We start from the raw sequence: 24,516 nt of genomic DNA on the forward strand, positions 1-24,516 counted from the left end.
ACAACGCTGCCGTTTGAAGTATGACGAGTATTTGACGAGTATTACCACATAAGGTCATCAGGCACCTGAAACTCCGCATACGGATCCTCATCATCCTGCGCTTCTTGGCTCAATGCGTTATTTAATACAATGCTACTCTCATCTCGTTGTGCGATTTTATCTGCTACGCTTGCTGGGATAATTGCATATCCACTTACTTCGCCGTTATCTGCGACTAGGCGGGCAATCGCAAGGCGTCCACTTATTAGCTGAGATTGAGTTATTTTATCCACGACGACTTTTTTAATTAAATTATTGTCAGTGAAATTAAAATTAATATCGCCTTTTGAAATGTCGATTCGATTCATTTCAATTAATTGTTTTACCTGAGCTTTATACTCTTTAGATAACGCGGCTTGTTTTTGTTTTTCGCTTAACGCTTTATCACGCTCAAGTTGTGCTTTCTTATTTTCTTCTACAGCTTCTCTGGCCTCACGACCCTGAACGCGTGATTTTTTAGCGGTTCTTTGGACTTTCGCCATTTTTTTGCTGGTCACTAATCCAGCTTTTAGCATCTGCTCTTGTAAGGTGAGTTTTGTCATGTTGGTTCCCAAACCCGTTCAAAGTAGTTTGTAGGATTATACCTGTAATATTGAGGCTGTACCAAGTTACAGAACTTGATAACTTTGAGTGAGTTAAATTTGAAGAGGGTTTATCTGAGGCTGGCACTGCCAGCTCTCAATCAGCGATGTTTGCTAATGACACAATATTTTAAATTTTGAGTAGTTTTACAGTGGCATCTATATCTATTTCGTCTTCAGAAAAAATTAATGTCGTATCCTGAAAAGTATTAATCGCCAATTTTTTCAATGTGCGCATTTCACCGGGTTCAGTGGCTGCCTTTGGCCTAATGCTATTCATAAGTAAACCCACAGACAATACCGCGTTGTCTTTGTCAATACGAGTATCAGCTGGCACTTCTTCGTTATAAACTAAAAAAGACTTGATAGAGGTAAGTTTAAGACGCTCGCCCGCAATAAAAATATATTTACTTTCCGGTAATACTTTTACAGCAAAAGCTGATAAGCCTTTGTTATTTGTAGTGGGTTCAAAAGTCACCGCTGCATCTTTTTTAATTAGCTCGGGATTAGCGACCTTAATCACATGAAAATAACGGTTATCGCCGTTTTCATCTTTGATAAATCCAAAACCTTTATCTTCAAACCACGTTGTGATCGTTCCATTCATCGCTATTACCGCCTACTTAATTGTTTGTCTACTCAGTTTTTTCAGCACGCAGTATAAAGCACAATGCCTGTGCAGACCACGTCTTTGGTTTAAGTCTAGATGATAAATTTTGGGGATGCGAGGGAATGACAAGTGAAAGTGCAATAGAGGCTGCCACTAGCCATGACAACGCATTAACAAGACTGCTGAGTGAATGAGTACAATAAAAAGATAAATAATGCAAAATGATAATTGACTCTCACGTAACGAGAGGCTGTAACTTACTTAGCCATGACGGAGGGATATATGCTATTTCAAGTCGGCGAGATTGCGGAAAAAACAGGGTTAACCGTTCGTACTCTTCACCATTATGAAGAAATTGGCTTATTGCTTCCAACAGCAAGAATCGATGCGGGTTTAGGCAAGGGGTTGCAACCCTCTCATCGTATTGCAACCCCTTACTGTTCAATCTATTTATCGACTAATCATACATAAAAGTGACGCCAATCACCGATTGTACTTTTCCGGCCGTCACTTGTCCTTTCGTACGCGCATATCGCGCACTCAAACCTAAGTTAACAGCCGATGTTCCCACTCTACCTAATTGCACATTTTGGTTAGCGAGGATGGCATTGCCATTACGCACTAACTGAATCCCTACGCCTTTTGCCGTATTTGTGCCTGAAAGTGTATTAGCAAATATCGAATTACTCGTATCTGTCGTACCTGTAAGATAATAAGAAATATTCTGATTTGATGCGCAATAAATAGAGAGGGGAACCGACTGCGCATTACCAGGATATTCAGGTAATGTCACAACCACATTACGTGAAGAAACATCACATCCACCGATAGGTACAACAACATCATTATTCGCATATAAATTCCATGTGAATGTCGCTGTATGTACGTCCCCACCACCTACTATATTTGAACCGACTTGATACATAACAAGTGATGCAAAAAGAGTTCCTCTATTTATTACAACACCGCCAGCAGCAGAAACAGGCGTAAGATAAAGCTGAGTATTCCATGGTACATAAGATCCAGAAGCAAAATTCTGCTGATGGGTTGGTGAAGCTAAAGGAAACGAATAACTTGACCCATAGTATCTTAACGAACCCGTAAATTTTGAAAGAGCCCCTCCATAAGCGGACCCTCTAATCATACTAACAAGGTCTCTTCGGATTGTAGGGTTATCATTTCGACAAAAGACAGACTGCGACAAATCAACAACTAGGTTTTGTCCTGATTGCACACTAGGCTGAAGGTTAACATAAACATTAGCTACCCCTGTCCCTGAAGCACTGTTCAAAGTATTACCCGTCGAATCATAACAAGTAAAAGCATGGACAGAAAAAGTCCCAGCAAAATAAATAAACAAGTTAACCGAAAATAATTTAATAACTTTTTTTATATTCATAACTTAACTCACTGATAAGTATAGGTGACATCAATAACCGCTTGTATAGTTCCCTGTGTAGCGCCACCTTTGACCGACAGTGCCCTTACTTGTAAAGGAAAATTTGTCGATAATGTAGAATCACTGACTGGAAGTTTTTTCTGAGCGCCATTATTTAAGTTATTACCTGCAGTATCTTGTAATTGCAGTTGAATATTCCCTGCACTTCCCTGATTTTTATAATACCCCGTCGTATCAGCCGAACCTTTAAAAGTCGCGGTAACCGCAGAAGTTCCAACAGGACAATTCACTAAATCTAATGAAACAGGATGCCATTGTGATCCAGAACCTGGCGTCACTAAATTAAATGTATAAAGATCCCCTAAATCTACATTAGTCGTTGTTGTCGCGACCGTACAAGGCTTGGCAACAACACTGCCATTGACGGTTATCGTGATATCTGCCGCATGTGTTGATGTTATCTGTGTTGATAATAACCCCAATATCAACGCCATAATCACCTTCCATTTATTATCAATCATGACATCCTCTGCTTACTGAAATTCGAGCGTAAAAGTTGCGGTTGCACGAATATGCCCTGCAACAACAGGAAGCTTAGAAGCCATTAACCGTGCATAAAAACGAAGTGTATTGTTTTGTCCAGCAATGAGTGGCGTCCAAATGATATTGTTACTGTCCGCATTCAGTACGAGGGGAGTCCTAGCACTATCTAAAATTTGGATACCCGCTCCAGAGGCATTAGCACTACCAGACTCTAATGCAAGTAATGCCTTATTATTCGTATCTGCAATACCGACAAACCCAACCTTGACTGCAGTAACCGCCGTTCCACAAGGAGTGAGCTCTATGCTGAAAGGAACAATAGGTGTAACTTCTCCTGTGGAATGAAGCTGTTTAGTCGCATTAATTAGTAAATCAACCACTTGATTTTGAGACCCCGGTGCAACAGCACAGGTATTATCTTTAACATTCCCTTTAATATTAATTGTGCTATCTGCTGAAAATGCACTTTTAGATAGCAGCATTAATGTCAGCATCATGGCAGAGAAATTTCTTGATTTATCAGACACTATTCGCTCCTTAACGGCATTCTGCACGATACTTACTCAGCATTTCTTGTTGGCTTTGCTCCGGCAGGGTGTAATTAATCTGACACTGAGCATCAGGTCCATTCCCCCAGCGAGCTGTTAGCTGTCCGGTAAGTGGTAATCCTGTTAAGTAAACTTGCCCCTCATCAGCAACAATGCTGCCGCCGCTGTTTTCACTTAACGAAACGATAGCGCCAAAAGGGATTGGCTTTCCGTTTCTAACGAGAGTCATAAGTACTTTTACACCCACTTTCGGGTTGAAATTTGCGCGCACAACGGCTCCCCGAGTAGGAACCACACTTACAACAGGATCCTCAAGGTCAACATTGTTTGCTAATGTATTAGTATTTAGGGCAATTCGATTTTCGCGGTAATCAGTGGCATAAGGTAAAACGGCATATCCGCGCCAATCCGTCTCAACCCCAGTTTGGTTCTCAACTTTAGTGTGCCCCGCTCCCGGCGCTTTAACCAAAACAACGGTATCATTCATCGGTTGGCTCAGTGTCACGCCATTTCCATGAGCTAAAATACCCCCACTAAGGCCGTAATATATTTGGCGAACATTATCGGTATAGCTATAACCTACGTTAGTATTACCGTATGCTCCACGGTAATTCAAAGCGGTATATCCTGTTGCTGACGATTTTCCTTGCCCACCACCCGCATAACCCGTCTGCACGCTATAACTTAAGTTATTATCTTCAAGTAATGTGCCATACAAACCTCCGGTATTGGTCATACGTCCTTTAAGATCGTGGGATATGTTGTAGCTCGCACTTGCATTACGCCATATAGATTGACTATCAGAACGAAGCCAATGACTGAATGGGATATTGACATTCAAGGCCAACATTTGATCATTTGCATCCTGCCAAGAGTTTTTAGATAAGCTATAACTTAAACCCCAGCTAATACCGTTAATTAGTGTGTTAATACCAACCTGTAGTTGTTTATCAGATTGGCTAGTATTCCAATAGGTTTCATGACTTCCCGTCATATATAAAGTTGATTGTTCACCTAGCTGCTGAGTTAAGCTTAATTGGATTTTTTCACGCTTGTTATAAGCTAAATTATAATAATCAGTAAATCTCGGCGTTACCTGTATAACGCCATCTTGAGTTGCAAGGTTATATCCATCCATTCGCTTATAAGTCGTATCGGAGAATGAATAATAGCCTTTGGTTGAATAGCGATAACCTGCTAGCTGAATGATTGTGCCCGTTTCATTCAAAGACTTGTTATAGAGAAATCGGATAGATTGTCCTGCATGATTACTATCATCGGGTAGTTTGGCGTTTGCATGCGTAATATCGACTGATAATGCACCGAGTACGCCAATATTTTTACCAATACCCGCATTAAAGGATTGATAACGGTTAGCCAATTGTGTTCCACCATACAAGGTCCAACCATATGATAAGCCATGCATTAATGTACTCTGCAAAAAATTTGGTTTCTCCTGCTGTCCATTCCCTGAACGATAGTTACCCACAGTTACCGCATATTGCGTATGGCCTTCTCTTTGTAATAACGGCACTGAAGAATAAGGAACAGTGAAGCTTTGTATTGAACCGTCGGCTTCCGTTATCGTTACTTGTAAATCACCACTATTACCTGCCGCATATAAGTCATTAATAACAAAAGGCCCAGGAGGATAAGTATTACGGTAAATTTCATAGCCATTTTGTTTAATTGAAACATCAGCCGTACCTCGTGCAATACCACGCACAACCGGTGCAAACCCTCTTTGACTTTCAGGTAACATATTATCGTCAGAAGCTAATTGAATACCGCGAAAATTAAAACTATCGAATATGTCACTCGGTGTATAACTATCACCAGCGGTTAAACGCGAGCGAAATTCATTAATCCCACGCTCAAGATAAGTATTAATATGTTCCCAACGAGTTTCACTATTAGCACTGCCTGTACTATGGCTCCATGTCGAGTTATCACGCAAACGCCATGGCCCAAGGTTTAACCCACTTTGTAAATTTAAATAGGTATAACTACTATTTTTACCATTTAAGTTACGTGCGTTATTTCCTGTTAGGCTATAGTTTAAGATCCCCGCTGTAATGCCTGAGTCCCATAGTTCAGGAGGAATAAAATCTCGAGCTCTATCTTTCATAAATACTTGAGGTACGGTGAGATTTAACCGCTGTAATCCCACATCAAATCTTACCGTTGAGTCGGTGATAAGTGAGACCAAAGACTCACATGTCTCTTTTGGTGGTGCATTTATCTCAGAGATAGCTAGAGTATTAATACCCATTTTTGCCAGCTCACCTTGAGTTAAACATGGCGATAATTCATTATTATTTTTATCAAAAATAAAGCGCACATCACGTGTAAATAGATAGCCATCATTGAGATAAACATCCACACGATAAGTACCTTCAGGTATTTCTTGCCCTTTTTCAAAAATAGATAAATCAGCAACAGCAGAAGGGTCATCAGCCAAAAAACGTGGATTAAAATACAACTCTGCTTCTACCCATGAAGGATACAGGCAGGTACTAATAAGAAGTGTCAATGGAATTAAGAGAAAACGACGCTCTGATATGCATCCAAAAAACGATCCCTTTTTCAAAATTAATTGTCTTTCTTCAGATGCCAAATGTGACATGCTCCCTCCTGCCCGATCAACGAAGTCGCTCAGTAAAATATTTGATTTAGAATGATGTTTAGTTCTTTCTTAGGAATAAAAAATGAGTCGTTACTGAGTTATTCCTGTCATTTTCGGAGTCAATGCGCCGTAATCATTGATGGTTTGGTAGCTGATCTCACCATTAGCATTTGTAGGTATATTGATAGAGGCTTCACCGAATGGAGGTACAAGCGTATTTTCCAATTTAACTGAGCCCACATTGAGCTCCGTCACTGTGGCGTAATAAGGTGTCGGATTGATAATAGTGAGTAATTTTGTTTGTCGCTTAAAACGTAATTCATCCGCAACTTTATCAGGTGCGATAGATAAGCCTGTCGGACGATAATATAATTTAATACGACTGATAATGGCTAACTGTAAGGTATTCTCATTAAGTTTGGCCTTATCCATAGCGGGTATCGCTTTGACATTTAACCAAAAAAGACTTTCTCTATCTTTCGGTAGCTGGTTATTAGTCGCATCGATAATACGTAAGGTGTTTTCCTTTTTACCTTTCATTGAGAATAATGGTGGCGTAATAGCAAACTGACTATCTTTTTCGCCGTTAATATTTTCCACCCATGACTGAATAAGAAAAACACTTTTTTCATCATTATTTGTAACAGCAAGTTGAACCTGTTTTTGATCTGCAGGATAAATAACACGAGTTGCACCTAACGCAATCCCTGCATATACCTGAGTTGATATACTTGAACAGAGTAATATTAATAAAGCAGTAATGAGCTTACGATTTATTCCTGTTTTCATGTTTACATCTGCCCTTCTGGTACTAAAAAATTAAAAATATGCATTACTATCTTTTCGATATATTTATTCATAAGTTAGCGAGAACAATGCTTGCGCATCAGCCCTTCCACCTGAAATTTGATAACTAGTTGCACGATATTTAGCGACAAAGTGTAAAGTCATATCACCATCACTAATCCGCGCTATTTTTTGTGGTGCACTATTGATGGGAATTAACGTATTTTTTGAGTCAAAGATAACTAATCCCACCCCTTTCGCGGCATCGGGTTCATCACCGATAGAAAAAATATCTGGGTTCCTATCATTAGCGACCCCAGAAAAAGTAATAGCTATATATTCACTAACAGCACGACTACATTCTCGAAGGTGAATATCAAAGGTAATGGGAGCCGAATCTTGACCGGGCGCACTCAGCATATTGGTTCTCAGTTGCCCCATATTAACGGTTAAATTCTGGTCTGAAGTTTCGACACTACAACCTTCAGCAATCAATTCCCCTTGAAAGCGCATTCCCCCACCGGGAAGTTGAACTTTCCACTGATTTCCAGCCTGAAGAAATGAAGAAAACAAAACCAGTAAACCCAGCACCAGCCCTCTCATGACCTTTACCTTTTAGTTTCATTTATAAAAAACCGTCCATGGTTTATCGAACTCGATGTCCTTAACACTACTCAGTCATTATTCGTATTGAACCGCAAATGTTGCATCTGCATTAGCAATACCCGCAGTGGTAGCACCGAGCGCATAGTAACGAGCTTGGAATGGTAGAACGTTAGCGCCATCATTCAGAGTAATCGCACTACCAAATGTTGCCCCATCAAGGCCTAATGGAGCACTTTTACTATCTAAGATTTGAATACCGACATTAGTTGCTGAACCTGAAACAGAAGAAGCTACAGATAAAACAGTTGGGTTCGCTGCATTAGCGGATACACCGGTAAACGCAACTTTTGCCGATGTTGCAACAGTCGTATCACAATCATTAAGTTGGATATTAAAACCTACAGAACCGCTGGTATCGCCTGATTTTGCCAATTTAGCAGTACGCACTTGACCTAAGCGCACTGTTTGCTCAACAGAGCCAGCATCAACAGCACACGCGGCGTTTACTAACTCACCTTTAAAATGTACAGTACCGCCATTAACTGTTGTGGTTGCAGCAAAAACAGCAACTGAACTTAAAGACAAAGCTGAAACAACAACAAGCGCTAATGATTTAACTTTCATAAAACTTCCTTATGTTTATTTATTACAAAAAAAATTGAAAATATAAGAGGATTAAATACAACGTTAATAACACCATAATTAAAATGATCGAATTTAATTAAATTACAAATCCGTAATTCAATTAAATTTAAATACCTGTTCAGATGTTACTATTTAGATTTTTATATTCATCAGAATCAACAAAACACTTTACTTTTTCAAAAAAAATATCAATATCATAACGAGTCATTTCAAGAGCATTGAATAGTATTATCAACTTATCAAATGTGATATTATTGATACCATTTTCATAACGTGATACTTGTTGTTGACTAACATTAATTCGTTTGGCTAATTCAGATCCAGTTAATCCAGTTCTTCTACGATAAGATTTTAAAATTTTACCAATATTAGTTAATAAAGGGTCATTTTCTCGCATGCTAAACCTCTCAAATCATTTTAGCCGACTTACTTTATGTATTGTTGATATAAAGAATATTTGTTAACTCACATTAAGATATAGAATGATGCTTAGCGTTGGAAATTGTTTTTTCCGATCAAAAGTAAACCTTTTGATAGGCGGCAGCTATCGTAACATATTGATTTGATCGGTATTGTCGATCAAACTCAAGATGTGAGTAATAAAATATCGTTATTAATTAAATAACTAACTAAAGTTAGTTTTAATTTAAAAATAAAAAATATATTTAAGAAAATAAGATGGTAAAATTAATTACATGTAAGTCGTGTAATTTAGAAACAACAATTTACAATAAACCAAAAACAAAAAACGAGTAATTATTAAAACCAAAAATAGAAATAAAAATAGAAGAAAAAAAACACCAATAATAACACTCTATTTTCCATATCATAATGAATGCTTTAACCAAAAAATAAATTCTATCAAATTAAAAAAATACTAAGCAGGGAAATTATCAATGTAAGATACTAGTCATTATTGCTATAATGAATAAAAGCGATTTTCATAGTGCAACAGGCCTTGTTAATAACCTAAAGTTCATCAAACAGAATAATGAATAGTTCTTATAAAACTTTAAACACCTTCTATTAAAAAAAAATCTTATTTAGATAGTCCTAAAAAGACAAATCGTCAATATTATTGAATATTTTTACTAAAAATGAAATTCAATAGGTTTCCTCAACATTCATATAGTTCGCATACAGCTAACCCTTCCGATATATTAAATATCGTTATACATACCTCAAAACGTATCCCTATCAATATTCATGAATTAAATCTTACTAATTTCGATATAAAGATCATGGTTTTTATAAACACACTTAACATAGATTTTCTCAGCCTATGAGCCAGCCCTTCGAGATATCAAACGCTTCCATTTCAAGTATCAAACCATCATTCAGAGAAATATTGTTATTTATTAATGAGAAGCATTGACAAACCTGGAGAAGAAGAGAATTTTTCCTTTTTTTAATAGCGAAATATGAGTAAATAATAATAGAGTGATAATCATATCGATTACACGTCATTTATAGAAAGTTCTAAATCATAGAACACAAATTTGCGTTTTGTGAGATTTACAGTTTCCTCTTACATTTTACCTTCTATTCCATTATGGGGTATATTGGAAACACTCTCATGAAATTATCTCTTGTTAACAGGTAACATTGGCAATGGCTCTGATCCCAAAAAACTACGCGCGACTGGAAAGTGGCTACCGAGAAAAAGCATTAAAAATTTATCCGTGGGTATGTGGACGCTGCACACGAGAATTTGTTTATTCAAATCTACGTGAATTAACCGTTCACCATATCGATCACGACCATACGAATAACCCTGAGGATGGCAGTAATTGGGAGTTGTTGTGCCTATTTTGCCATGACCACGAGCACTCAAAATACACTGAAGCCGACTTATACGGTACAAATGTTGTCGCTGGGGAAGATGCTCAAAAAGATGTTGGCGTTGCCACCTATAATCCCTTTGCCGATTTACAGTCAATGCTTAATAAGAAGAAATAATTTCAACAACAATGCCCCTAGGCAAGAAACTGATTTTCAGAATTTCGTAAAAATGACAATCACACATTATCACTTGCTTGCCTTTTTCTATCAGCCTTTTAAAACAGCTATTAAAGTTCGTTCCTTTATTATTTTTAGATTAATATCAATACGCTATCAACCATCCCTATTTACTTTTTGAGTCGATGTAAGTAATAAGCTAATGGCAAATCTTATGAACCAATAACTTCTGCAACTAGCCCCCACCCCAGATCATGAATATGGCTCATGTTGCAATGAAATTAAGTCGCTTTCACTCATCCACTCGCTCTGGCATAAAATAGATAATATTAACTTATTGGCAACATGAAGACTGACAAATGAGAAAGCTTGTTACTTCTCACAAACTAATAAATAAATTCAGTTTTCATATCAGCACTTAGGATGCGAGATCACCATGAACAATGACTTTACATTTACGATTAAGAGCAGTCTTTTCGATGAAAATTATAACCCCTCTGAAAATACGCGGATCACAACCAACTTTGCTAATTTAGCCAGAGGAAAAAATCGTCAAGAGAATTTACGCAACACTTTGGGAATGATTAATAATCGATTCAATTCATTAGCGACTTGGGATAACCCTAAAGGCGACCGTTATTCTGTCGAACTTGAAATTATTTCTGTTGAAATGAATATTGCAGACAATAGCAATATCTTCCCCGTCATTGAAATATTAAAAACGAATATTATTGATACAAAGACCCATGAACGTATTGAAGGCATTGTCGGGAATAACTTCTCTTCTTACGTGCGAGATTATGACTTTAGTGTATTGCTGTTAGAACATAATAAAAACCAATCTGAATTTAGCATTCCAGATAACTTTGGCGGCTTACATGGAAACATCTTTAAATACTTCATTAATTCAAGTGAGTACAAAGAAAATTTCAAAAAATCACCTGTAATATGCCTAAGTGTCTCAAATAAAGACACCTACCATCGCACGGGGAATCAGCATCCTGTATTAGGTATAGAATACCAGCAAAATGGGGCTTCCTTGACTGAAAAATACTTCAAAAAGATGGGTCTACAGGTTCGTTATTTTATGCCCCAAAATAGTGTTGCGCCTTTAGCTTTTTATTTTACGGGTGATTTACTCAGTGATTACACCAATATTGAGCTTATCAGTACCATCAGCACGATGGAGACTTTCCAAAAGATTTACCGACCTGAGATCTACAATGCTAACTCTGCCGCAGGACAATGTTATCAGCCAAGCCTGAATCAGCAGGATTATTCATTAACAAAAATTGTTTATGACCGAGAAGAACGTAGCCAGTTGGCTATTGAGCAAGGGAAATTTACTGAAGAACACTTCATTAAACCCTACAAGAATATTCTTGAACAATGGTCTGCTAACTGCACTCTTTGATTAACCGAAAATAAAAGGTCATCGACTATGAAAATATTACTACCAACTTCCACTGCGGGCAGTTTGCCGAAACCTTCTTGGCTTGCGCAACCTGAGACACTTTGGTCCCCATGGAAATTACAGAATGAAGAATTAATCGAAGGAAAACAAGATGCCCTTCGTTTATCACTAGACGATCAACTACGAGCAGGTATTGATATTGTCAGTGATGGTGAACAAACGCGCCAGCACTTTGTCACCACATTTATTGAACATCTCAGCGGTGTTGATTTTGAGAAACGCCAAGTCGTCAAAATTCGTGATCGCTATGATGCAAGTGTACCGACTGTTGTTGGTGCTGTCGCTCGTCAAAAACCTGTTTTTGTCGAAGATGCCAAGTTTTTACGTCAATTAACTAACAAACCTATAAAATGGGCGCTACCTGGTCCCATGACTATGATAGATACGCTCTATGATAACCATTATAAGAGCCGTGAAAAGCTCGCGTGGGAATTCGCAAAAATCCTCAATCAAGAAGCAAAAGAATTAGAAGCTGCGGGCGTTGATATCATCCAATTTGATGAACCTGCTTTTAATGTTTTTTTTGATGAAGTGAATGATTGGGGCATAGCCGCTTTAGAAAGAGCAATTGAAGGGCTTAAATGTGAAACTGCGGTACATATCTGCTATGGATATGGCATCAAGGCCAATACAGATTGGAAAAAAACGCTAGGATCAGAGTGGAGACAATATGAAGAAGCGTTTCCTAAACTGCAAACCTCTAATATCGATATCATCTCGCTGGAATGTCACAATTCGCATGTTCCAATGGATTTAATTGAATTAATCCGCGGCAAAAAAGTCATGGTAGGCGCCATTGACGTGGCGAGCAATACCATTGAAACACCAGAGGAAGTCGCCAATACACTGCGTAAAGCACTTCAATTTGTCGATGCTGATAAGCTCTATCCTTCGACTAACTGTGGCATGGCGCCATTATCTCGTCAGGTTGCCAGAGGCAAACTCAATGCCTTAAGTGCAGGCGCAGAGATCATCCGCAGGGAACTCTCAGCTAAATAACTTCACCCACTATCTTAGTTTCAGTTGATAGATAACAGGGTTCATATTACAGGGTTGAATGTCTAATAAACGTCAACCCTAGTAACCATCTTACTGGCTCCCTGCCTCTTTCAATTTAACCTCTCCACAAGATTCTAATTGGTTAAGCATTTCAATTTTTCTAGATAGCATTTACTGTAACAGATCACACTTTTCTGCTTTACCTATACCCCTTTAAAAACTAAGTGTTATTATTCGCCCTATAAATACCTTTCAACTCAACCCGAGGCTTTGATGCTGGAGAATGTAATCATCCGATAATCAGCTTAACGACCTTTTTTAGGCCGAACTGGTTATCAATGCGCCGAAATCGAATGCGGACACTGCTATGTGTTTGCAAGTTTTGCACATGATGATTAAACAGGTTTTTCAGTATGAATTTATCCCGTCAGGAACAACGTACCTTACACGTTCTCGCCAAAGGTGGACGTATTACGCACGTCCGCAACATATCAGGCCGCGTCACCTCCGTTGAATGCTACAGCCGCGAAGGGCTGTTGCTCACCGATTGCACACTCGCCATTTTCAAAAAACTCAAAACAAAAAAACTGATCAAGTCCGTTAACGGTCAGCCCTATCGTATCAATACCACTGGGCTGAATAACGTTCGTGCTCAACTCGATAATCGCTAAGGAGAGAGTTATGACGCCGTACAATTTCACTATTCACATTACCACTGAGCGTGACATCAATGACATCCGCGAGGTTGAAACTAACGCATTTAGATTTAGCAAAGAGGCCGATCTCGTTGCGGATTTGCTTGGCGATGAAACGGCACACCCTATGCTATCACTGTTAGCTAGGCACCAAGGAAAAGCGATTGGGCATATTTTATTCACCCGCGCAACACTAAACGGAGAAATCGACACTCCATTGATGCATATCCTTGCCCCGCTAGCGGTGATACCGGAATACCAAGGAATGGGGGTTGGTGGGTTGCTTATTCGTCACAGTATTAAACACCTCAAAGCAATGGAGTGTCAGATGGTCTTTGTTCTTGGCCATGCAACTTATTACCCACGCCATGGATTTGAACCCTATGCCGAAGGGAAAGGCTATCCTGCACCGTACCCTATCCCAGAGCAATATCAATCCTGCTGGATGCTGCAATCTCTTTCGGCTCAGCCATTGGGTCGAACTGGCCGCATTCAGTGTGCACAAACCCTGATGAAACCAGAGCACTGGCGCGAATAATGGCCTGATATTCTTTCCTGACCTGAGAGTCACACAGGTCAGGAAAATAATTCACAATATCAATAAAAGGAATTCAACATTGGATATCCCACGTATTTTTACTATCAGTGAAAGCGAACATCGCATTCATAACCCATTCACGTCAGAAAAGTATGCCACGCTTGGTCATGTATTATGTATGAAACCAGATACTCGTATTCTCGATCTCGGCAGCGGCTCTGGTGAGATGCTTTGCACTTGGGCCCGCGATTACGCCATCACGGGTATCGGCATCGATATGAGCCAGCTATTTAGCGAGCAGGCAAAACTACGCGCTGAAGAGCTAGGTGTCAGCAATCGAGTTCATTTTTTCCATAACGACGCCACCGGATATATTGCGCAAGAAAAATGTGATGTAGCCGCCTGTGTTGGTGCGACCTGGATTGCCGGCGGTTTTTCCGGCACTATCGAGCTTCTGGCAAAGAGTCTCAAACCAGGCGGTATCATACTCATCGGCGAACCATACTGGCGTCAGTTACCCGCTACAGAAGAGATAGCCAAAGCCTGCGGAGCCACCTCACTAACCGATTTTCTCTCACTTCCTGAACTTATCAGCACTTTCGACAAACTCGGCTACGATGTAGTGGAAATGGTACTGGCGGATCAAGAAGGCTGGGATAGATACGAAGCTGCGAAATGGATGACAATGCATCGCTGGCTCAAGATCAATCCTAACGATGACTTTGCAAAAGAGATTAGGACTGAGTTAACAGTTGCGCCAAAACGCCATGTCACTTACACGCGAGAATACTTTGGCTGGGGCGTATTTGCGCTCATCGCGAGATAACATCATATTCCCAGTATTACCAACAGGAGATACTGGGGATCACTGGAGTCGCATGTAATGAGAAATAGCATTGATATTAAATGAATTTAAAAATTGAATAAACATCAGTGCCCCCAGATTAGTTTTTGAGCAAAAAAAGAGCAAAGAAATATTAGCCAATATGAAAGAGTAAACCAGTATACCGATCAGGCTTGAACTGATAACTTTCTGGAGCTGAGCACTATCATATCTAACAGCCCACGTTGAACAAATTGCAGATATTATATCTGCGCTTCAATTACGTCCATCATACCTGGTAATTCACTGACTAGTTTATCGATAGCAAACCTAACTTTCAGTGGAAGACGGGGGGTGCGCAGCCATACAGCATATATAGGCCAGCTTGCCGAAGAGTATTCTTTTAATATCTCTTTTAAGCTGCCGCTGGCGAGTTGCTCGCGGACAAGCCAGTAAGGCAACCAAGCAATTCCACCGCCCATTATCGCAGCGTCTTTTATCGCCTGCATATCATCCATCATAAGTCTGGCGGGTGGATTAATTTCTGAAATTTCCCCCCTTTCATTTTTAACTTGCCACTTCAAAATACGCCCTGAGTGGATATAAGCAATAGCCTCATGCTGCTCCAGTTCTGCTAGTGAAATAGGCTCACCAGCTTGCCGAAAATAATCAGGAGAAGCACAGAAAATCATAGAGTGGGAAGTTAGATTTTTGGCTATTAAGCTACTGCTGTCAGGTAACGCACCGATCCTGACGGCTAGATCAAAACCTTCTTCAGACAAATCGACCTGACGATCGCTGAATGAAATTTCTAGTTCCAACTTCGGGTGTTCTTTTGCCAACGCCGACAGTAATGGTGAAATACATAGGTGCCCGAGTAGAACCGGAACAGACACTCTCAATTTTCCGCTGACCTGAAGCTTGCCACCTTCTAAAATATCTTCTGCCATTTTTATTTCATTCAATGCCCGGCGACAAAATTCATAATAAAGCAAGCCTTCATCAGTCAAGCTCTGGCTACGGGTGGTGCGGTTAAATAAAGTTATACCAAGCCTCTGCTCAAGACGAGATATCGTTTTCGCCACCGCTGAGCGTGTGACGTACAGTTTTTCAGCAGCCTGAGAAAAACTAGAGGACTCAGCTGCTATCACAAAAACAGGAATGCTGTTTATTTCACCCTTCATATTGTCACCCAAATGGAATCAATAAGAGGAAATAGTATCGCCATTGTTACCTGACAGGCAATGATAGAATTCTGTCCATAGTCAATTACTACTCAGGAATTTCCATGAAACACACAATGAAGCGCTGGGAACTAAACGAAATCGGGCGTCAAAATCTGAAACTTTCGGAAGTCGAAATCCCACAGCCTGGCTCAAATGAAGTACTAGTTCGAGTGAATGCCGTTTCACTCAACTTTCGCGATAAAGTCATTATTGAAGGTCATATGGGTAATAATATGCCAATGCCTTTCACCCCCGGTTCCGATATGGCCGGTATCATTGTCGCTGTCGGGCCAAAAACGACCCGTTTCAGCCCGGGAGAACGTGTTATTTCATCTTTTAATGCAGATTGGATTGATGGGAAACTGAAAAACACAGCCAAAAATCCGCACTATAACACCGTAGGTTATGCATTTCAGGGCGTGCTTGCTGAGTATGTTGTGATGAATGAGGAGTGGTTGGTTAAATCTCCGCAGACGCTGACCGATGCTGAAGCCAGCACGCTGGTCTGTTCAGGTCTGACTGCTTGGTTTGCACTGATTGAACGTGGTGGGCTACGTGCTGGTGAAACCGTGCTAGTTCAGGGAACAGGCGGCGTAGCTCTCTTTGCCCTTCAAATCGCCAAGTCTGTCGGAGCCGAAGTATTTATCACCTCATCGAGCGATGAGAAGCTAGCAGCTGCAGCTGCGCTCGGCGCTGATCACGGTATTAACCGTAACAAAGAAAACTGGGTCGAAGCCATTTACCGCCTGACGGACGAGCGAGGAATCGACCATGTTGTTGATACTGTAGGTGGTAGAAACTTTGCAGATTCTGTCCGCGCGGTGGCTTCCCATGGCCGAATCTCTCTGATTGGCATGATGGACACACATGATACTTCAGCATCAGGGATGTTATTGCTACTAAAATCGCCAACTATTCAAGGGATTGGTGTAGGTCATCGCCGAGCGCTTGAAGATTTGGTCCGGGCAGTTGACTCCGTAAAACTAAAACCCGTAATCGATAAATCATTCCGTTTTGACCAACTGCCAGAGGCACTGGAGCTGCTCGAAAAGGGAGCATTTGGAAAAATTGTTATCAACGTAAGCTAATATCTAATATCAAAATAATATCTGTAGAGGTGAACAGTCCATACGCAGAACTCAAGAGACTGATTTTAGCAAATAGCGGTTCTAAAATCATAAGATTGATTATCAATAGTTCGGGATAATGTAGATTCTTATTGAATAATTAAATAAAAATTTAAAACACAAAACCAGAATTTTGTTTCTGGTTTTGTCGAGATAATATTAATTGATTAGAGCCAAACATCGTTCTTTGCTGTACGCTCCCCGCCTTCATCCCCAGTATTCAATACTCCTCGAGGCTCTATCATCATTAATTTGACTTCCAACTCAGCAGAAGTCTTGTGCTCGATACCTTTAGAAACCACGTATATTTCCCCTGACTTAACTAGCACATGTCCATCCCGAAAATCGATACGTAAAACGCCATCAATAACTATAAATGCTTCATCGGTTTCTGAATGCGAGTGCCAGACGAAATCGCCTTGTATTTTAACAATTTTAAATTGGTAGTCATTCATCTCCATGATGACTTTCGGCTGCCAGTGTTCATTAAACTGAGAAAATTTATCTTTCAGATTGATAGGGCAATACATGGTTACTCTCCACAATGTCAATGAGAGCACAATAATAGAGCATGAAAACTAGAGCAGTCTTGAACGATTGTGCAACTTAGGTACTACCTTTATTAATGATTTTTAGCCACCGCCCCGGTGAAATGCCTAATGTTTTGATAAATTGTCGTGTCATATGGCTTTGATCTGAAAATCCGGATTCAACAGCTACGTTTGAAAGAGATAAGCCCATGCCCATAAGGCGTCTGCTGTATTCTAAGCGGCGCATGGTGACGTATCGATAAGGACTAGCTCCGAAAAGTGCACGAAAATCGCGGCTTAAGCTCCAGCGATCTCTGCCACTGATCAGCGATAACTCATCTAGCGTGATATTCTGACTAAATGCGGAGTCTATATATTGGCGCGCTATTTCTGCCGCCTTATAATCAAATGTCCGTCGGTGAAAATTCTGACCTCCAACAGTCGCGAGAGTTTGGGCGAAATCATAAAGCGCATCCTCCTCCTCCAGTATTTCGAAAGAATTCTCTACCGCTGTTAATAAAGGTTCTGTAGCAGCAAAAAGCCGTGGATCCGTTGTAATCCCACCGACGATAAAAGGTAAAGGTCTACCACCCAGTATTTTCTGAATTAATGCAGGCTCTAGATAAATCATACGATATTGGAACCCATCCTGCGTACCTGCTTCGCCATCGTGAATTTCATCAGGGTGTAAAACCATAATGTTACCGGGTAAACTATGTCGTTTACTGCCGCGATAATTAAAACTTTGTACCCCTGATTATGTCCTGCCGATAGCGTAAGTGTCATGGCGATGAGGTTCATAACCATGACCGCTGAAATATGCTTCAATACGTTCAATTTTTCCAGATGGCGGAGCAATTTTTATCCAGTCATTTGGGGATTTCTGTCTGTCCATTTCTGACATCCTAAGGTAACGTTATTAAGATACCGTGTGAAAAGTACAAAGAAGCGCGACTTCTTACCATACTAAGCTTACAAAATTTTGTACATGTCGTTAACAGCACAGTAATTTCGACAACGTGAAAGAGCAACCGGTATTTTTGTAGGTACCAACTCGTATCCCCTTTCGCCCTCTTACATAGAATGGTGTATACTTGCCGACAAGAAATTTATTCACGGTTAATTAATAATGAAAGAAATCGAAAAAACACAAATTAAACTTCTTAGCGATCGCTTAGACCTTATTCGTCACCAGATGGCAAGTATGCAGCTGGCGAACGAAGTAGAAAAATATGCAGAGCTTGAGAAAGAAAAAGCAACTCTGGAAACTGAAATCGTTCGCCTGAAGGCCGTACGTAACAAGAAACTAAGCAAAGAAGCCCAGAAGTTAGTGGATATGCCATTCAAACGCGCTATCACTAAGAAAGAGCAAGCGGATCTTGGCAAGCTAAAAAAAACCATGCGAGGCCTGATAATTGTCCATCCAATGACGGCATTAGGCCGCGAAATGGAACTGGATGAAATGACTGGTTTTTCTAAGACGGATTTCTAATTAGAAAACTAATCCAACTAAAACCTGTCATGACCCACTAATACTAAAAGGTTCTTAATACATTTTTCGTTGTTATGAACCGTTAGTAAGTAATTAGCTTCCAATATTTACTACGTCCGCTTATGGCTATAAGTTCAACTGATGGATGCTACTGGTAGCCTTTCCCATATTAGTGGTAAAGGCAGCTGGCACAAAACAATGAACTCAACGTGGGCGGTAATCTCAGCCTCAATGCAGGCTAAAATATCACTATAAAAAGTAACCTAACCCAAGCTGGTGGCTATATCTACATCCTGCCGAATAAAACCACTAATGAAACCCAACTTGATGCACAGAGTAATCCGCTTGAACTAAAAAATACAAATAGACAAATTTTTTGGTATCTATCAAAACGTGCTATCCACAGAATAAAAAATAATTTATTAAAACCTATAAAGAAAATTGAGCTATCAATTACTTATTGGCTTAAGGACGCAACCTAGAATTCTTTCGGCTATTCAATGTGACCATATCTAGAGATATTATCTTAGTTAAACAAGTGAATAGAATTAGCTACTTAACTACCTAATAGAACACAAGAAAATAAAAGTAACTTCTTTAGACCTTCCAACTAATTACCAACTCATCAACTATTCTGATGAAATGACTAAGCGAATGCTTGTGTTAGGAATACTGACAACCATTGCAGACAAGAATTACGCAGATAGACGTCATCGCCAAGCTCAAGGCACGCAAAAAGAAAAATATTACATCAGAAATTAAGAGCCTTCTTACGGAGAAAATGAGCTATAGCCCAAATTATTCTGTATCGTTTAACAATAAAATTATAACCAACATTAAATTTTTAAGATCGTAGACTTAAAACTAATCGGAAGTTGATGGTCAAAAAATTAAGCACGTTACGCTCTGAAAATAGCGATCTGTACAAAAAAACAAGCTTGATGCAGGAGTTTTACGTTGTTCAAATTGCCCGCTAATTCGTGTGTTTATGTACTTTATTGATATTTAGCTAATTAAATAATAGTCATAAGGATTATTAATGAAGAACAAAAGGAAAGGTTTACAGTTATTACTAGAAGCATCTATGTTTATAATGCTGCTTGGCTGTAGCTCAAGTAATTCAACTCCATTTAATCCCTCTCCAGATCCTTCAAACCCATCATATGGAAAAATATTTATCAAAATGGCCACTAGTGTCATAGATAATCAATCACCTTATGTAACGAAAATGCCTGGCTATACCTTAAAAGGGTTATATCAAAGTGATTGTTGTGAGGAGCTTGAAAGGGATAATCGTATGGTTTTGTCTTTAGAGGCTTACTATAACGATCCTCGCGTAGTCAAAAAATCCAGCCACTTAAAATGGGAAGTTGGGCAAATAATACCTTACATTCTCCCATTTGTTTACCCTACAATAGACACCCTCGAGGGCTATAAGCATCAAGATCTTAAGTACAGTGTAAAATCGCCTCAAGGTCAAAAATCTTTCGTAATACCTCGTTATCCTACTGGGTATGAACTAAAAATGATTGAATTAACTGAGGTTCAAAAATATATCGTTGTTGAACCTATTGGTGGTAATGAAGACACATACCTTCCTATTGAAATATTGTATCCAAGACTAGTGGTTGATCATCAAGGTAAATGTCAGAACCCAATCTTAGAATTAAAACCCATCGCATTAAGAAGTCATTTCTATTGGTATTTTAGTGATGATTATGACGGAAAGGGTGAATTTACGAAAAAGAACATCGCTGACATCAAAGCATTTATCATGAATTCACCCGATATGGTTGTCGCCATTGACATGTCTGATTTAGCTGTCTGTTTACGACCTTTACCTTTAATGAATAAGTGATCTGCGTTAATCAAACAGGACACTTAAATAATGGACTATAATCCAACTATTTAAGTGTCTAATGACAAACAGTATAAACAGAGATAACCCCTACATCATTTCTCTACGCCCTATATGTGCCACAGACGCATTCTTATCAATATGCATATGCGCGAACAGCATTCCAATCTCTGCCGAGTCGTATCCCTTCTCATGTAAAATCATGCTCAACAAGTGACGGAAGCCTTGTCCTGCCAGCCTTCCTTTATATCTTAGCAATTCCATAAACTGATATTGGCAATCTAAAGATAATCCGTTAACCCTGCATTTCTTGAACCATAAACAACTAAGTACATATCTAAAGAGAAAACAACGATTGGCCACATGCTCCATGTAACACTTTTTCGTATTAATCATGTGACCTCTGAATACAATCACCCAAAAAATAAGAGCACCAATTATCGCAGTCGCACTACCCAGAACACCTAAAGGCACCATATGCCTCCTCATTCTTTTATCTAGGTTAAACCCAGAAAATATATGCGTCAAATCGAATATCTCTTTATTCATAGATCATTTTGATATTCATCAAATTTAAAACACTAACAGTTGATTATTTACCTTAGTTTAAATACCAAAAATATGAATATATAAATCTTATAATGATGAATTCTTAATTTTCATATTTCTATTTGCTCACCTGTTATTAATGCAATCTTAAGCCAAATACCTCTACACTCTTATTCTAACTGCACCCTATAATTTATTCATAGCCGGTTTGTTCACTCTCATAGTATTAGCAGCATTGAATGATAAGATAGTTTTGATCGACAATCAATTAGGGCTATTCAAACTTAAACCCCCAACTAAAACCACATTGAATTTCATAAATTATAATAGTTATCTGTTAAGTTATGAGGTATACAAAACATTTTTATTGCGCTAGTAAAATCAACATAATCATTTTATGACTAGTCATTAAGTGATACTTTCACTCATAATCCCAATGTAATCTTATATTATTAAAATAAAACATATTTGGATAAAAATTTCCCATCGATAATGAATTCTCACCCACCCAATTAACCTAATTTGATTTTATCATTTTTATAAAAAAATAATTTATTAATGTTATGTTATATCAATATAGTTATATTTTATTTTTCTTCCATGAGAATTAAATATGTAACAAAATGAAAATATCTTTAATGAAATAAGTCACATTCAAAACATTGATTTTTTTCAAATTAATTTGAATGTTAAATCGAGAATAACTTAAATTTAACTTACTCATTGAATTCATTACGCTTACCACTTTTTTTGATCTATTACAGCGATCAATCAAGATCAACTGATAGTCTACACCTATCACATTTGACTTATTGATCGATAGAAACGTTTTTACAGTGATTATTAAAGCGTCTATATTTTATATCAATTAAGTGTTGTGAAGTTTTATTGCAGGATTATTTTTATGTTGATTTATTTTTCAAAATAAACATTCCAAATTTTATTTTACGTAAACGCAGGTGATTATTTATGTTCGTAAAAAAAAATAAAAATAGAAAGCCAGTAAGTCTGAATGAAGCTGTTGGTAGATTTGTTCGTGAGTCTCGATCAGCTAAATCTTTAACTGGAGCTGAATTTGGTAAGTTAATTCATGTTAGTCAGCAACAAATATCCCGTTATGAAAATGGCATATGCGGTTTAAACATTGAAACTTTAGAAAATATATTAATTGCTTTAGATATAGAGTGGCAAGAATTTTATAGAAAAGTTCTTCACATTGATATAGGAATACATGTCATTGAGAGTAATAACAAGTAAGAAGACACATCAAATGGTTCTAGACTATTATTTTAATTCTTATTAGAAGGAATATATTTTCTCTCGAATAATGAAGCTCAATAATATCAAAAAATGATAGTTTGTTATGGTATCACTTTGCTTTACCAACAAAAACGAAACTAACACCCTTAGATGATAAGGGGTGGATGGCTTCTGTTTATCTTTTATTTAATAGAAAGGAAAAATAAATGAAATTAACTAAATTAGCGATTGCTACTATATTTGCTGCGTCTGTTGTTCCACTCAGTTCAATGGCAGATAACTCTGGTACTATCAACTTTGTTGGTTCCGTTGTAAATACACCTTGTAATATCGAGCAATCTTCACTGAAACAAACTGTTGATTTCGGTCAGCTATCTCGTAAAGCACTGGAAAGTGGTAAAGCGGCAGAAGCAGACTTTGACATCAAATTTACAGGTTGTGACTTTACCAACTTTGGTAAAGATGAGAGTGATCAACCAGTAGCAGTGAAATCAATGGAACTCGTGTTCACAGGGCAAAGCTACGCGGATGACAGCAACACCTTGCTAGCAACCTCTACAGGTAACGTAAACAACTTGGGGATTATGATTGATGGTTTCGAGTTTGGTAAAACAAAAGATATTTTATCTAATATCACAAACCAAACTGGCGACAACACGCTAACGTTTAAAGCATTAGCGAAAGCCGTTGATGCGAGTAAAGATGTTTCTGAAGGTAAATTCAGTGCTATCTCTAACTTCCGTATTACTTACCAGTAAGCCGATAAATTGACCGCCAGAGAAATCTGGCGGCCAACGTGACTAACGAAGAGGGCTAATGCTAATTTCCCCCTCTTCGTATTATCAATCGAAAATCAATGAATTGATTTCCATCACTTATTTAACAATCTCTGATGAATACCGTCAAGCAATCTTTGTTTGTCAACAGTCGGAACCGTCAGTGAGGTTTGGCGATTCTATTTACATCTGTAAGGGAGGAACTGGTGACTGTTTATCAACGTGTCCGTCTGCAAGTAATAGGGATTCTATTTTCTCTAATTTTAGCCGGAACACCTGCTTTAGGTGCAATAGAGGTTGGCATGCGCCATGAGGGAGTCACTCAGTTAGTAGGCAGTGTGATTTCAACGCCGTGCTCAATTGTGATGTCAAATCGATATCAAACGATAGATTTCTCTGCTTTAACAATGACGAAATTATCAACCGCAGTGGAGCGTGAGCAACAAACCCAGCCATTTGAGATTGAGCTTCGAGATTGTGGAAGTATTTACACATCAATTGACAGTAAAACCTGGACGATACGTTTTGATGGCCAACACGCCCATAGTATTAATGCCTTTCTCTTACAAGGGCCTTCTAAAGGCTTGGGGGTTTCTGTACTTGATGACTCTAAGAATGTCTTGATACCTGGAGAAAAATATCCCTTGTTTGACAGTGTGTTACGACAAGGTAAATCCGGGCAAACTCTCTTTTTACGTTATTTTTTACGGCTCGAACTAACAGGTAAACCGCTACAAGCAGGCAGTTATCAAGGACTCGTTCGTTTTTTTATCGATTATCAATAAAGCACAGAAGCATTCCTTCAATGAAATCGAATTGAGGAAGCA

The 24,516-nt window shown here is 38.8% G+C and carries 24 protein-coding genes and 4 pseudogenes; 13 read left to right on the top strand and 15 right to left on the bottom strand.

Annotated elements, in window-relative coordinates; translation table 11 throughout:
- Positions 1–41 precede the first annotated feature (41 nt).
- Positions 42–581, bottom strand: a complete 540-nt coding sequence (locus DD649_RS18010) for a DUF2058 domain-containing protein (RefSeq protein WP_294110228.1) — start codon at positions 579–581, stop codon at positions 42–44.
- 169 nt (positions 582–750) lie between these two features.
- A complete protein-coding gene (locus tag DD649_RS18015; RefSeq protein WP_294110353.1) occupies positions 751–1,233 on the bottom strand; it encodes a cold shock domain-containing protein in 483 nt (160 codons plus the stop codon).
- Between the two features lie 279 nt (positions 1,234–1,512).
- Here DD649_RS18015 and DD649_RS18020 point away from each other — a divergent pair.
- Positions 1,513–1,623: pseudogene (locus tag DD649_RS18020) on the top strand (MerR family DNA-binding transcriptional regulator); the annotation flags it as partial.
- Between the two features lie 64 nt (positions 1,624–1,687).
- Here DD649_RS18020 and DD649_RS18025 read toward each other — a convergent pair.
- The 8 genes from DD649_RS18025 to DD649_RS18060 all read right to left on the bottom strand — a co-directional run bounded on the left by DD649_RS18025 (position 1,688) and on the right by DD649_RS18060 (position 8,780).
- Positions 1,688–2,629 (bottom strand): fimbrial protein, encoded by a 942-nt coding sequence (locus DD649_RS18025; protein WP_294110230.1) that lies wholly within the window; start codon positions 2,627–2,629, stop codon positions 1,688–1,690.
- A gap of 8 nt (positions 2,630–2,637) precedes the next feature.
- Positions 2,638–3,123 (bottom strand): fimbrial protein, encoded by a 486-nt coding sequence (locus DD649_RS18030; protein ID WP_336431030.1) that lies wholly within the window; start codon positions 3,121–3,123, stop codon positions 2,638–2,640.
- 39 nt (positions 3,124–3,162) lie between these two features.
- Positions 3,163–3,669, bottom strand: coding sequence for a fimbrial protein (locus DD649_RS18035; RefSeq protein ID WP_294110357.1), 507 nt, complete (start codon positions 3,667–3,669; stop codon positions 3,163–3,165).
- Between the two features lie 40 nt (positions 3,670–3,709).
- Entirely contained in the window at positions 3,710–6,346 is a 2,637-nt protein-coding gene (locus tag DD649_RS18040; protein WP_294110233.1) for a fimbrial biogenesis usher protein, read from the bottom strand.
- Between the two features lie 90 nt (positions 6,347–6,436).
- Positions 6,437–7,135, bottom strand: a complete 699-nt coding sequence (locus tag DD649_RS18045; RefSeq protein WP_294110235.1) for a fimbria/pilus periplasmic chaperone — start codon at positions 7,133–7,135, stop codon at positions 6,437–6,439.
- Positions 7,136–7,198: 63 nt separating this feature from the next.
- Complete coding sequence (locus DD649_RS18050; RefSeq protein WP_294110237.1) at positions 7,199–7,735, bottom strand: fimbrial protein; 537 nt, start codon at positions 7,733–7,735, stop codon at positions 7,199–7,201.
- A gap of 78 nt (positions 7,736–7,813) precedes the next feature.
- On the bottom strand, positions 7,814–8,362 hold the full coding sequence (fimA, locus tag DD649_RS18055) for a type 1 fimbrial major subunit FimA (RefSeq protein WP_294110239.1): 549 nt from the start codon (positions 8,360–8,362) through the stop codon (positions 7,814–7,816).
- A 139-nt stretch (positions 8,363–8,501) separates the two neighbouring features.
- Positions 8,502–8,780, bottom strand: a complete 279-nt coding sequence (locus tag DD649_RS18060) for a helix-turn-helix transcriptional regulator (RefSeq protein ID WP_336431022.1) — start codon at positions 8,778–8,780, stop codon at positions 8,502–8,504.
- Between the two features lie 1,214 nt (positions 8,781–9,994).
- On the opposite strand from DD649_RS18060, the gene yajD reads away from it, so the two are divergent.
- The 6 genes and pseudogenes from yajD to DD649_RS18090 form a co-directional block, all read left to right on the top strand.
- Complete coding sequence (yajD, locus tag DD649_RS18065) at positions 9,995–10,342, top strand: HNH nuclease YajD (RefSeq protein ID WP_294110242.1); 348 nt, start codon at positions 9,995–9,997, stop codon at positions 10,340–10,342.
- Positions 10,343–10,778: 436 nt separating this feature from the next.
- Complete coding sequence (locus DD649_RS18070; RefSeq protein WP_336431023.1) at positions 10,779–11,756, top strand: DUF1852 domain-containing protein; 978 nt, start codon at positions 10,779–10,781, stop codon at positions 11,754–11,756.
- 27 nt (positions 11,757–11,783) lie between these two features.
- A complete protein-coding gene (locus DD649_RS18075; protein ID WP_294110359.1) occupies positions 11,784–12,815 on the top strand; it encodes a methionine synthase in 1,032 nt (343 codons plus the stop codon).
- A 413-nt stretch (positions 12,816–13,228) separates the two neighbouring features.
- A complete protein-coding gene (locus tag DD649_RS18080; protein WP_294110245.1) occupies positions 13,229–13,486 on the top strand; it encodes a YjhX family toxin in 258 nt (85 codons plus the stop codon).
- 10 nt (positions 13,487–13,496) lie between these two features.
- Positions 13,497–14,048 carry an N-acetyltransferase gene (locus DD649_RS18085; RefSeq protein WP_294110247.1) on the top strand — a complete coding sequence of 184 codons (552 nt, stop codon included), beginning with the start codon at positions 13,497–13,499 and terminating at the stop codon, positions 14,046–14,048.
- 58 nt (positions 14,049–14,106) lie between these two features.
- Positions 14,107–14,874 (top strand): annotated as a pseudogene (locus DD649_RS18090) (class I SAM-dependent methyltransferase); the annotation flags it as partial.
- A gap of 260 nt (positions 14,875–15,134) precedes the next feature.
- Here the strand turns inward: DD649_RS18090 and DD649_RS18095 are convergent.
- On the bottom strand, positions 15,135–16,055 hold the full coding sequence (locus tag DD649_RS18095) for a LysR family transcriptional regulator (RefSeq protein ID WP_294110252.1): 921 nt from the start codon (positions 16,053–16,055) through the stop codon (positions 15,135–15,137).
- A 104-nt stretch (positions 16,056–16,159) separates the two neighbouring features.
- On the opposite strand from DD649_RS18095, the gene DD649_RS18100 reads away from it, so the two are divergent.
- Positions 16,160–17,185 (top strand): NAD(P)-dependent alcohol dehydrogenase, encoded by a 1,026-nt coding sequence (locus DD649_RS18100; RefSeq protein WP_294110254.1) that lies wholly within the window; start codon positions 16,160–16,162, stop codon positions 17,183–17,185.
- Positions 17,186–17,391: 206 nt separating this feature from the next.
- Here DD649_RS18100 and DD649_RS18105 read toward each other — a convergent pair whose 3' ends face one another.
- Complete coding sequence (locus DD649_RS18105) at positions 17,392–17,754, bottom strand: cupin domain-containing protein (protein WP_294110256.1); 363 nt, start codon at positions 17,752–17,754, stop codon at positions 17,392–17,394.
- A 76-nt stretch (positions 17,755–17,830) separates the two neighbouring features.
- Positions 17,831–18,649 (bottom strand): annotated as a pseudogene (locus DD649_RS18110) (AraC family transcriptional regulator).
- Positions 18,650–18,883: 234 nt separating this feature from the next.
- Between DD649_RS18110 and DD649_RS18115 the strand changes: the two are divergent.
- Both DD649_RS18115 and DD649_RS18120 read left to right on the top strand, forming a co-directional pair.
- The gene (locus DD649_RS18115; RefSeq protein ID WP_294110257.1) at positions 18,884–19,246 is read left to right on the top strand and encodes a YibL family ribosome-associated protein; all 363 of its coding nucleotides are present in this window, start codon (positions 18,884–18,886) and stop codon (positions 19,244–19,246) included.
- Positions 19,247–20,285: 1,039 nt separating this feature from the next.
- Entirely contained in the window at positions 20,286–21,104 is an 819-nt protein-coding gene (locus DD649_RS18120) for a hypothetical protein (RefSeq protein WP_336431024.1), read from the top strand.
- A 126-nt stretch (positions 21,105–21,230) separates the two neighbouring features.
- Here DD649_RS18120 and DD649_RS18125 read toward each other — a convergent pair.
- Positions 21,231–21,374: pseudogene (locus DD649_RS18125) on the bottom strand (integrase); the annotation flags it as partial.
- 11 nt (positions 21,375–21,385) lie between these two features.
- Positions 21,386–21,469, bottom strand: coding sequence for an ArsB/NhaD family transporter (locus DD649_RS18130; protein WP_294110360.1), 84 nt, complete (start codon positions 21,467–21,469; stop codon positions 21,386–21,388).
- 1,153 nt (positions 21,470–22,622) lie between these two features.
- Between DD649_RS18130 and DD649_RS18135 the strand changes: the two genes are divergently transcribed.
- The 3 genes from DD649_RS18135 to DD649_RS18145 all read left to right on the top strand — a co-directional run bounded on the left by DD649_RS18135 (position 22,623) and on the right by DD649_RS18145 (position 24,474).
- Positions 22,623–22,910, top strand: a complete 288-nt coding sequence (locus DD649_RS18135) for a helix-turn-helix transcriptional regulator (RefSeq protein WP_294110261.1) — start codon at positions 22,623–22,625, stop codon at positions 22,908–22,910.
- Between the two features lie 209 nt (positions 22,911–23,119).
- Entirely contained in the window at positions 23,120–23,671 is a 552-nt protein-coding gene (locus DD649_RS18140; RefSeq protein WP_294110263.1) for a fimbrial protein, read from the top strand.
- Between the two features lie 224 nt (positions 23,672–23,895).
- On the top strand, positions 23,896–24,474 hold the full coding sequence (locus DD649_RS18145; RefSeq protein WP_294110265.1) for a fimbrial protein: 579 nt from the start codon (positions 23,896–23,898) through the stop codon (positions 24,472–24,474).
- The last annotated feature ends 42 nt before the right edge of the window (positions 24,475–24,516 follow it).

The organism is Providencia sp., from assembly GCF_003533305.1.
Classification (GTDB): Bacteria; Pseudomonadota; Gammaproteobacteria; order Enterobacterales; family Enterobacteriaceae; genus Providencia.

What these genes read in the sequence shown, in the direction of transcription:
- DD649_RS18010 (WP_294110228.1), bottom strand. Translation starts at nt 581, where the DNA reads ATGACAAAACTCACCTTACAAGAGCAGATGCTAAAAGCTGGATTAGTG.
- DD649_RS18025 (WP_294110230.1), bottom strand. Translation starts at nt 2,629, where the DNA reads ATGAATATAAAAAAAGTTATTAAATTATTTTCGGTTAACTTGTTTATT.
- DD649_RS18030 (WP_336431030.1), bottom strand. Translation starts at nt 3,123, where the DNA reads ATGGCGTTGATATTGGGGTTATTATCAACACAGATAACATCAACACAT.
- DD649_RS18035 (WP_294110357.1), bottom strand. Translation starts at nt 3,669, where the DNA reads ATGATGCTGACATTAATGCTGCTATCTAAAAGTGCATTTTCAGCAGAT.
- DD649_RS18040 (WP_294110233.1), bottom strand. Translation starts at nt 6,346, where the DNA reads ATGTCACATTTGGCATCTGAAGAAAGACAATTAATTTTGAAAAAGGGA.
- DD649_RS18045 (WP_294110235.1), bottom strand. Translation starts at nt 7,135, where the DNA reads ATGAAAACAGGAATAAATCGTAAGCTCATTACTGCTTTATTAATATTA.
- DD649_RS18050 (WP_294110237.1), bottom strand. Translation starts at nt 7,735, where the DNA reads ATGAGAGGGCTGGTGCTGGGTTTACTGGTTTTGTTTTCTTCATTTCTT.
- fimA (WP_294110239.1), bottom strand. Translation starts at nt 8,362, where the DNA reads ATGAAAGTTAAATCATTAGCGCTTGTTGTTGTTTCAGCTTTGTCTTTA.
- DD649_RS18060 (WP_336431022.1), bottom strand. Translation starts at nt 8,780, where the DNA reads ATGCGAGAAAATGACCCTTTATTAACTAATATTGGTAAAATTTTAAAA.
- yajD (WP_294110242.1), top strand. Translation starts at nt 9,995, where the DNA reads ATGGCTCTGATCCCAAAAAACTACGCGCGACTGGAAAGTGGCTACCGA.
- DD649_RS18070 (WP_336431023.1), top strand. Translation starts at nt 10,779, where the DNA reads ATGAACAATGACTTTACATTTACGATTAAGAGCAGTCTTTTCGATGAA.
- DD649_RS18075 (WP_294110359.1), top strand. Translation starts at nt 11,784, where the DNA reads ATGAAAATATTACTACCAACTTCCACTGCGGGCAGTTTGCCGAAACCT.
- DD649_RS18080 (WP_294110245.1), top strand. Translation starts at nt 13,229, where the DNA reads ATGAATTTATCCCGTCAGGAACAACGTACCTTACACGTTCTCGCCAAA.
- DD649_RS18085 (WP_294110247.1), top strand. Translation starts at nt 13,497, where the DNA reads ATGACGCCGTACAATTTCACTATTCACATTACCACTGAGCGTGACATC.
- DD649_RS18095 (WP_294110252.1), bottom strand. Translation starts at nt 16,055, where the DNA reads ATGAAGGGTGAAATAAACAGCATTCCTGTTTTTGTGATAGCAGCTGAG.
- DD649_RS18100 (WP_294110254.1), top strand. Translation starts at nt 16,160, where the DNA reads ATGAAACACACAATGAAGCGCTGGGAACTAAACGAAATCGGGCGTCAA.
- DD649_RS18105 (WP_294110256.1), bottom strand. Translation starts at nt 17,754, where the DNA reads ATGTATTGCCCTATCAATCTGAAAGATAAATTTTCTCAGTTTAATGAA.
- DD649_RS18115 (WP_294110257.1), top strand. Translation starts at nt 18,884, where the DNA reads ATGAAAGAAATCGAAAAAACACAAATTAAACTTCTTAGCGATCGCTTA.
- DD649_RS18120 (WP_336431024.1), top strand. Translation starts at nt 20,286, where the DNA reads ATGAAGAACAAAAGGAAAGGTTTACAGTTATTACTAGAAGCATCTATG.
- DD649_RS18130 (WP_294110360.1), bottom strand. Translation starts at nt 21,469, where the DNA reads ATGTGGCCAATCGTTGTTTTCTCTTTAGATATGTACTTAGTTGTTTAT.
- DD649_RS18135 (WP_294110261.1), top strand. Translation starts at nt 22,623, where the DNA reads ATGTTCGTAAAAAAAAATAAAAATAGAAAGCCAGTAAGTCTGAATGAA.
- DD649_RS18140 (WP_294110263.1), top strand. Translation starts at nt 23,120, where the DNA reads ATGAAATTAACTAAATTAGCGATTGCTACTATATTTGCTGCGTCTGTT.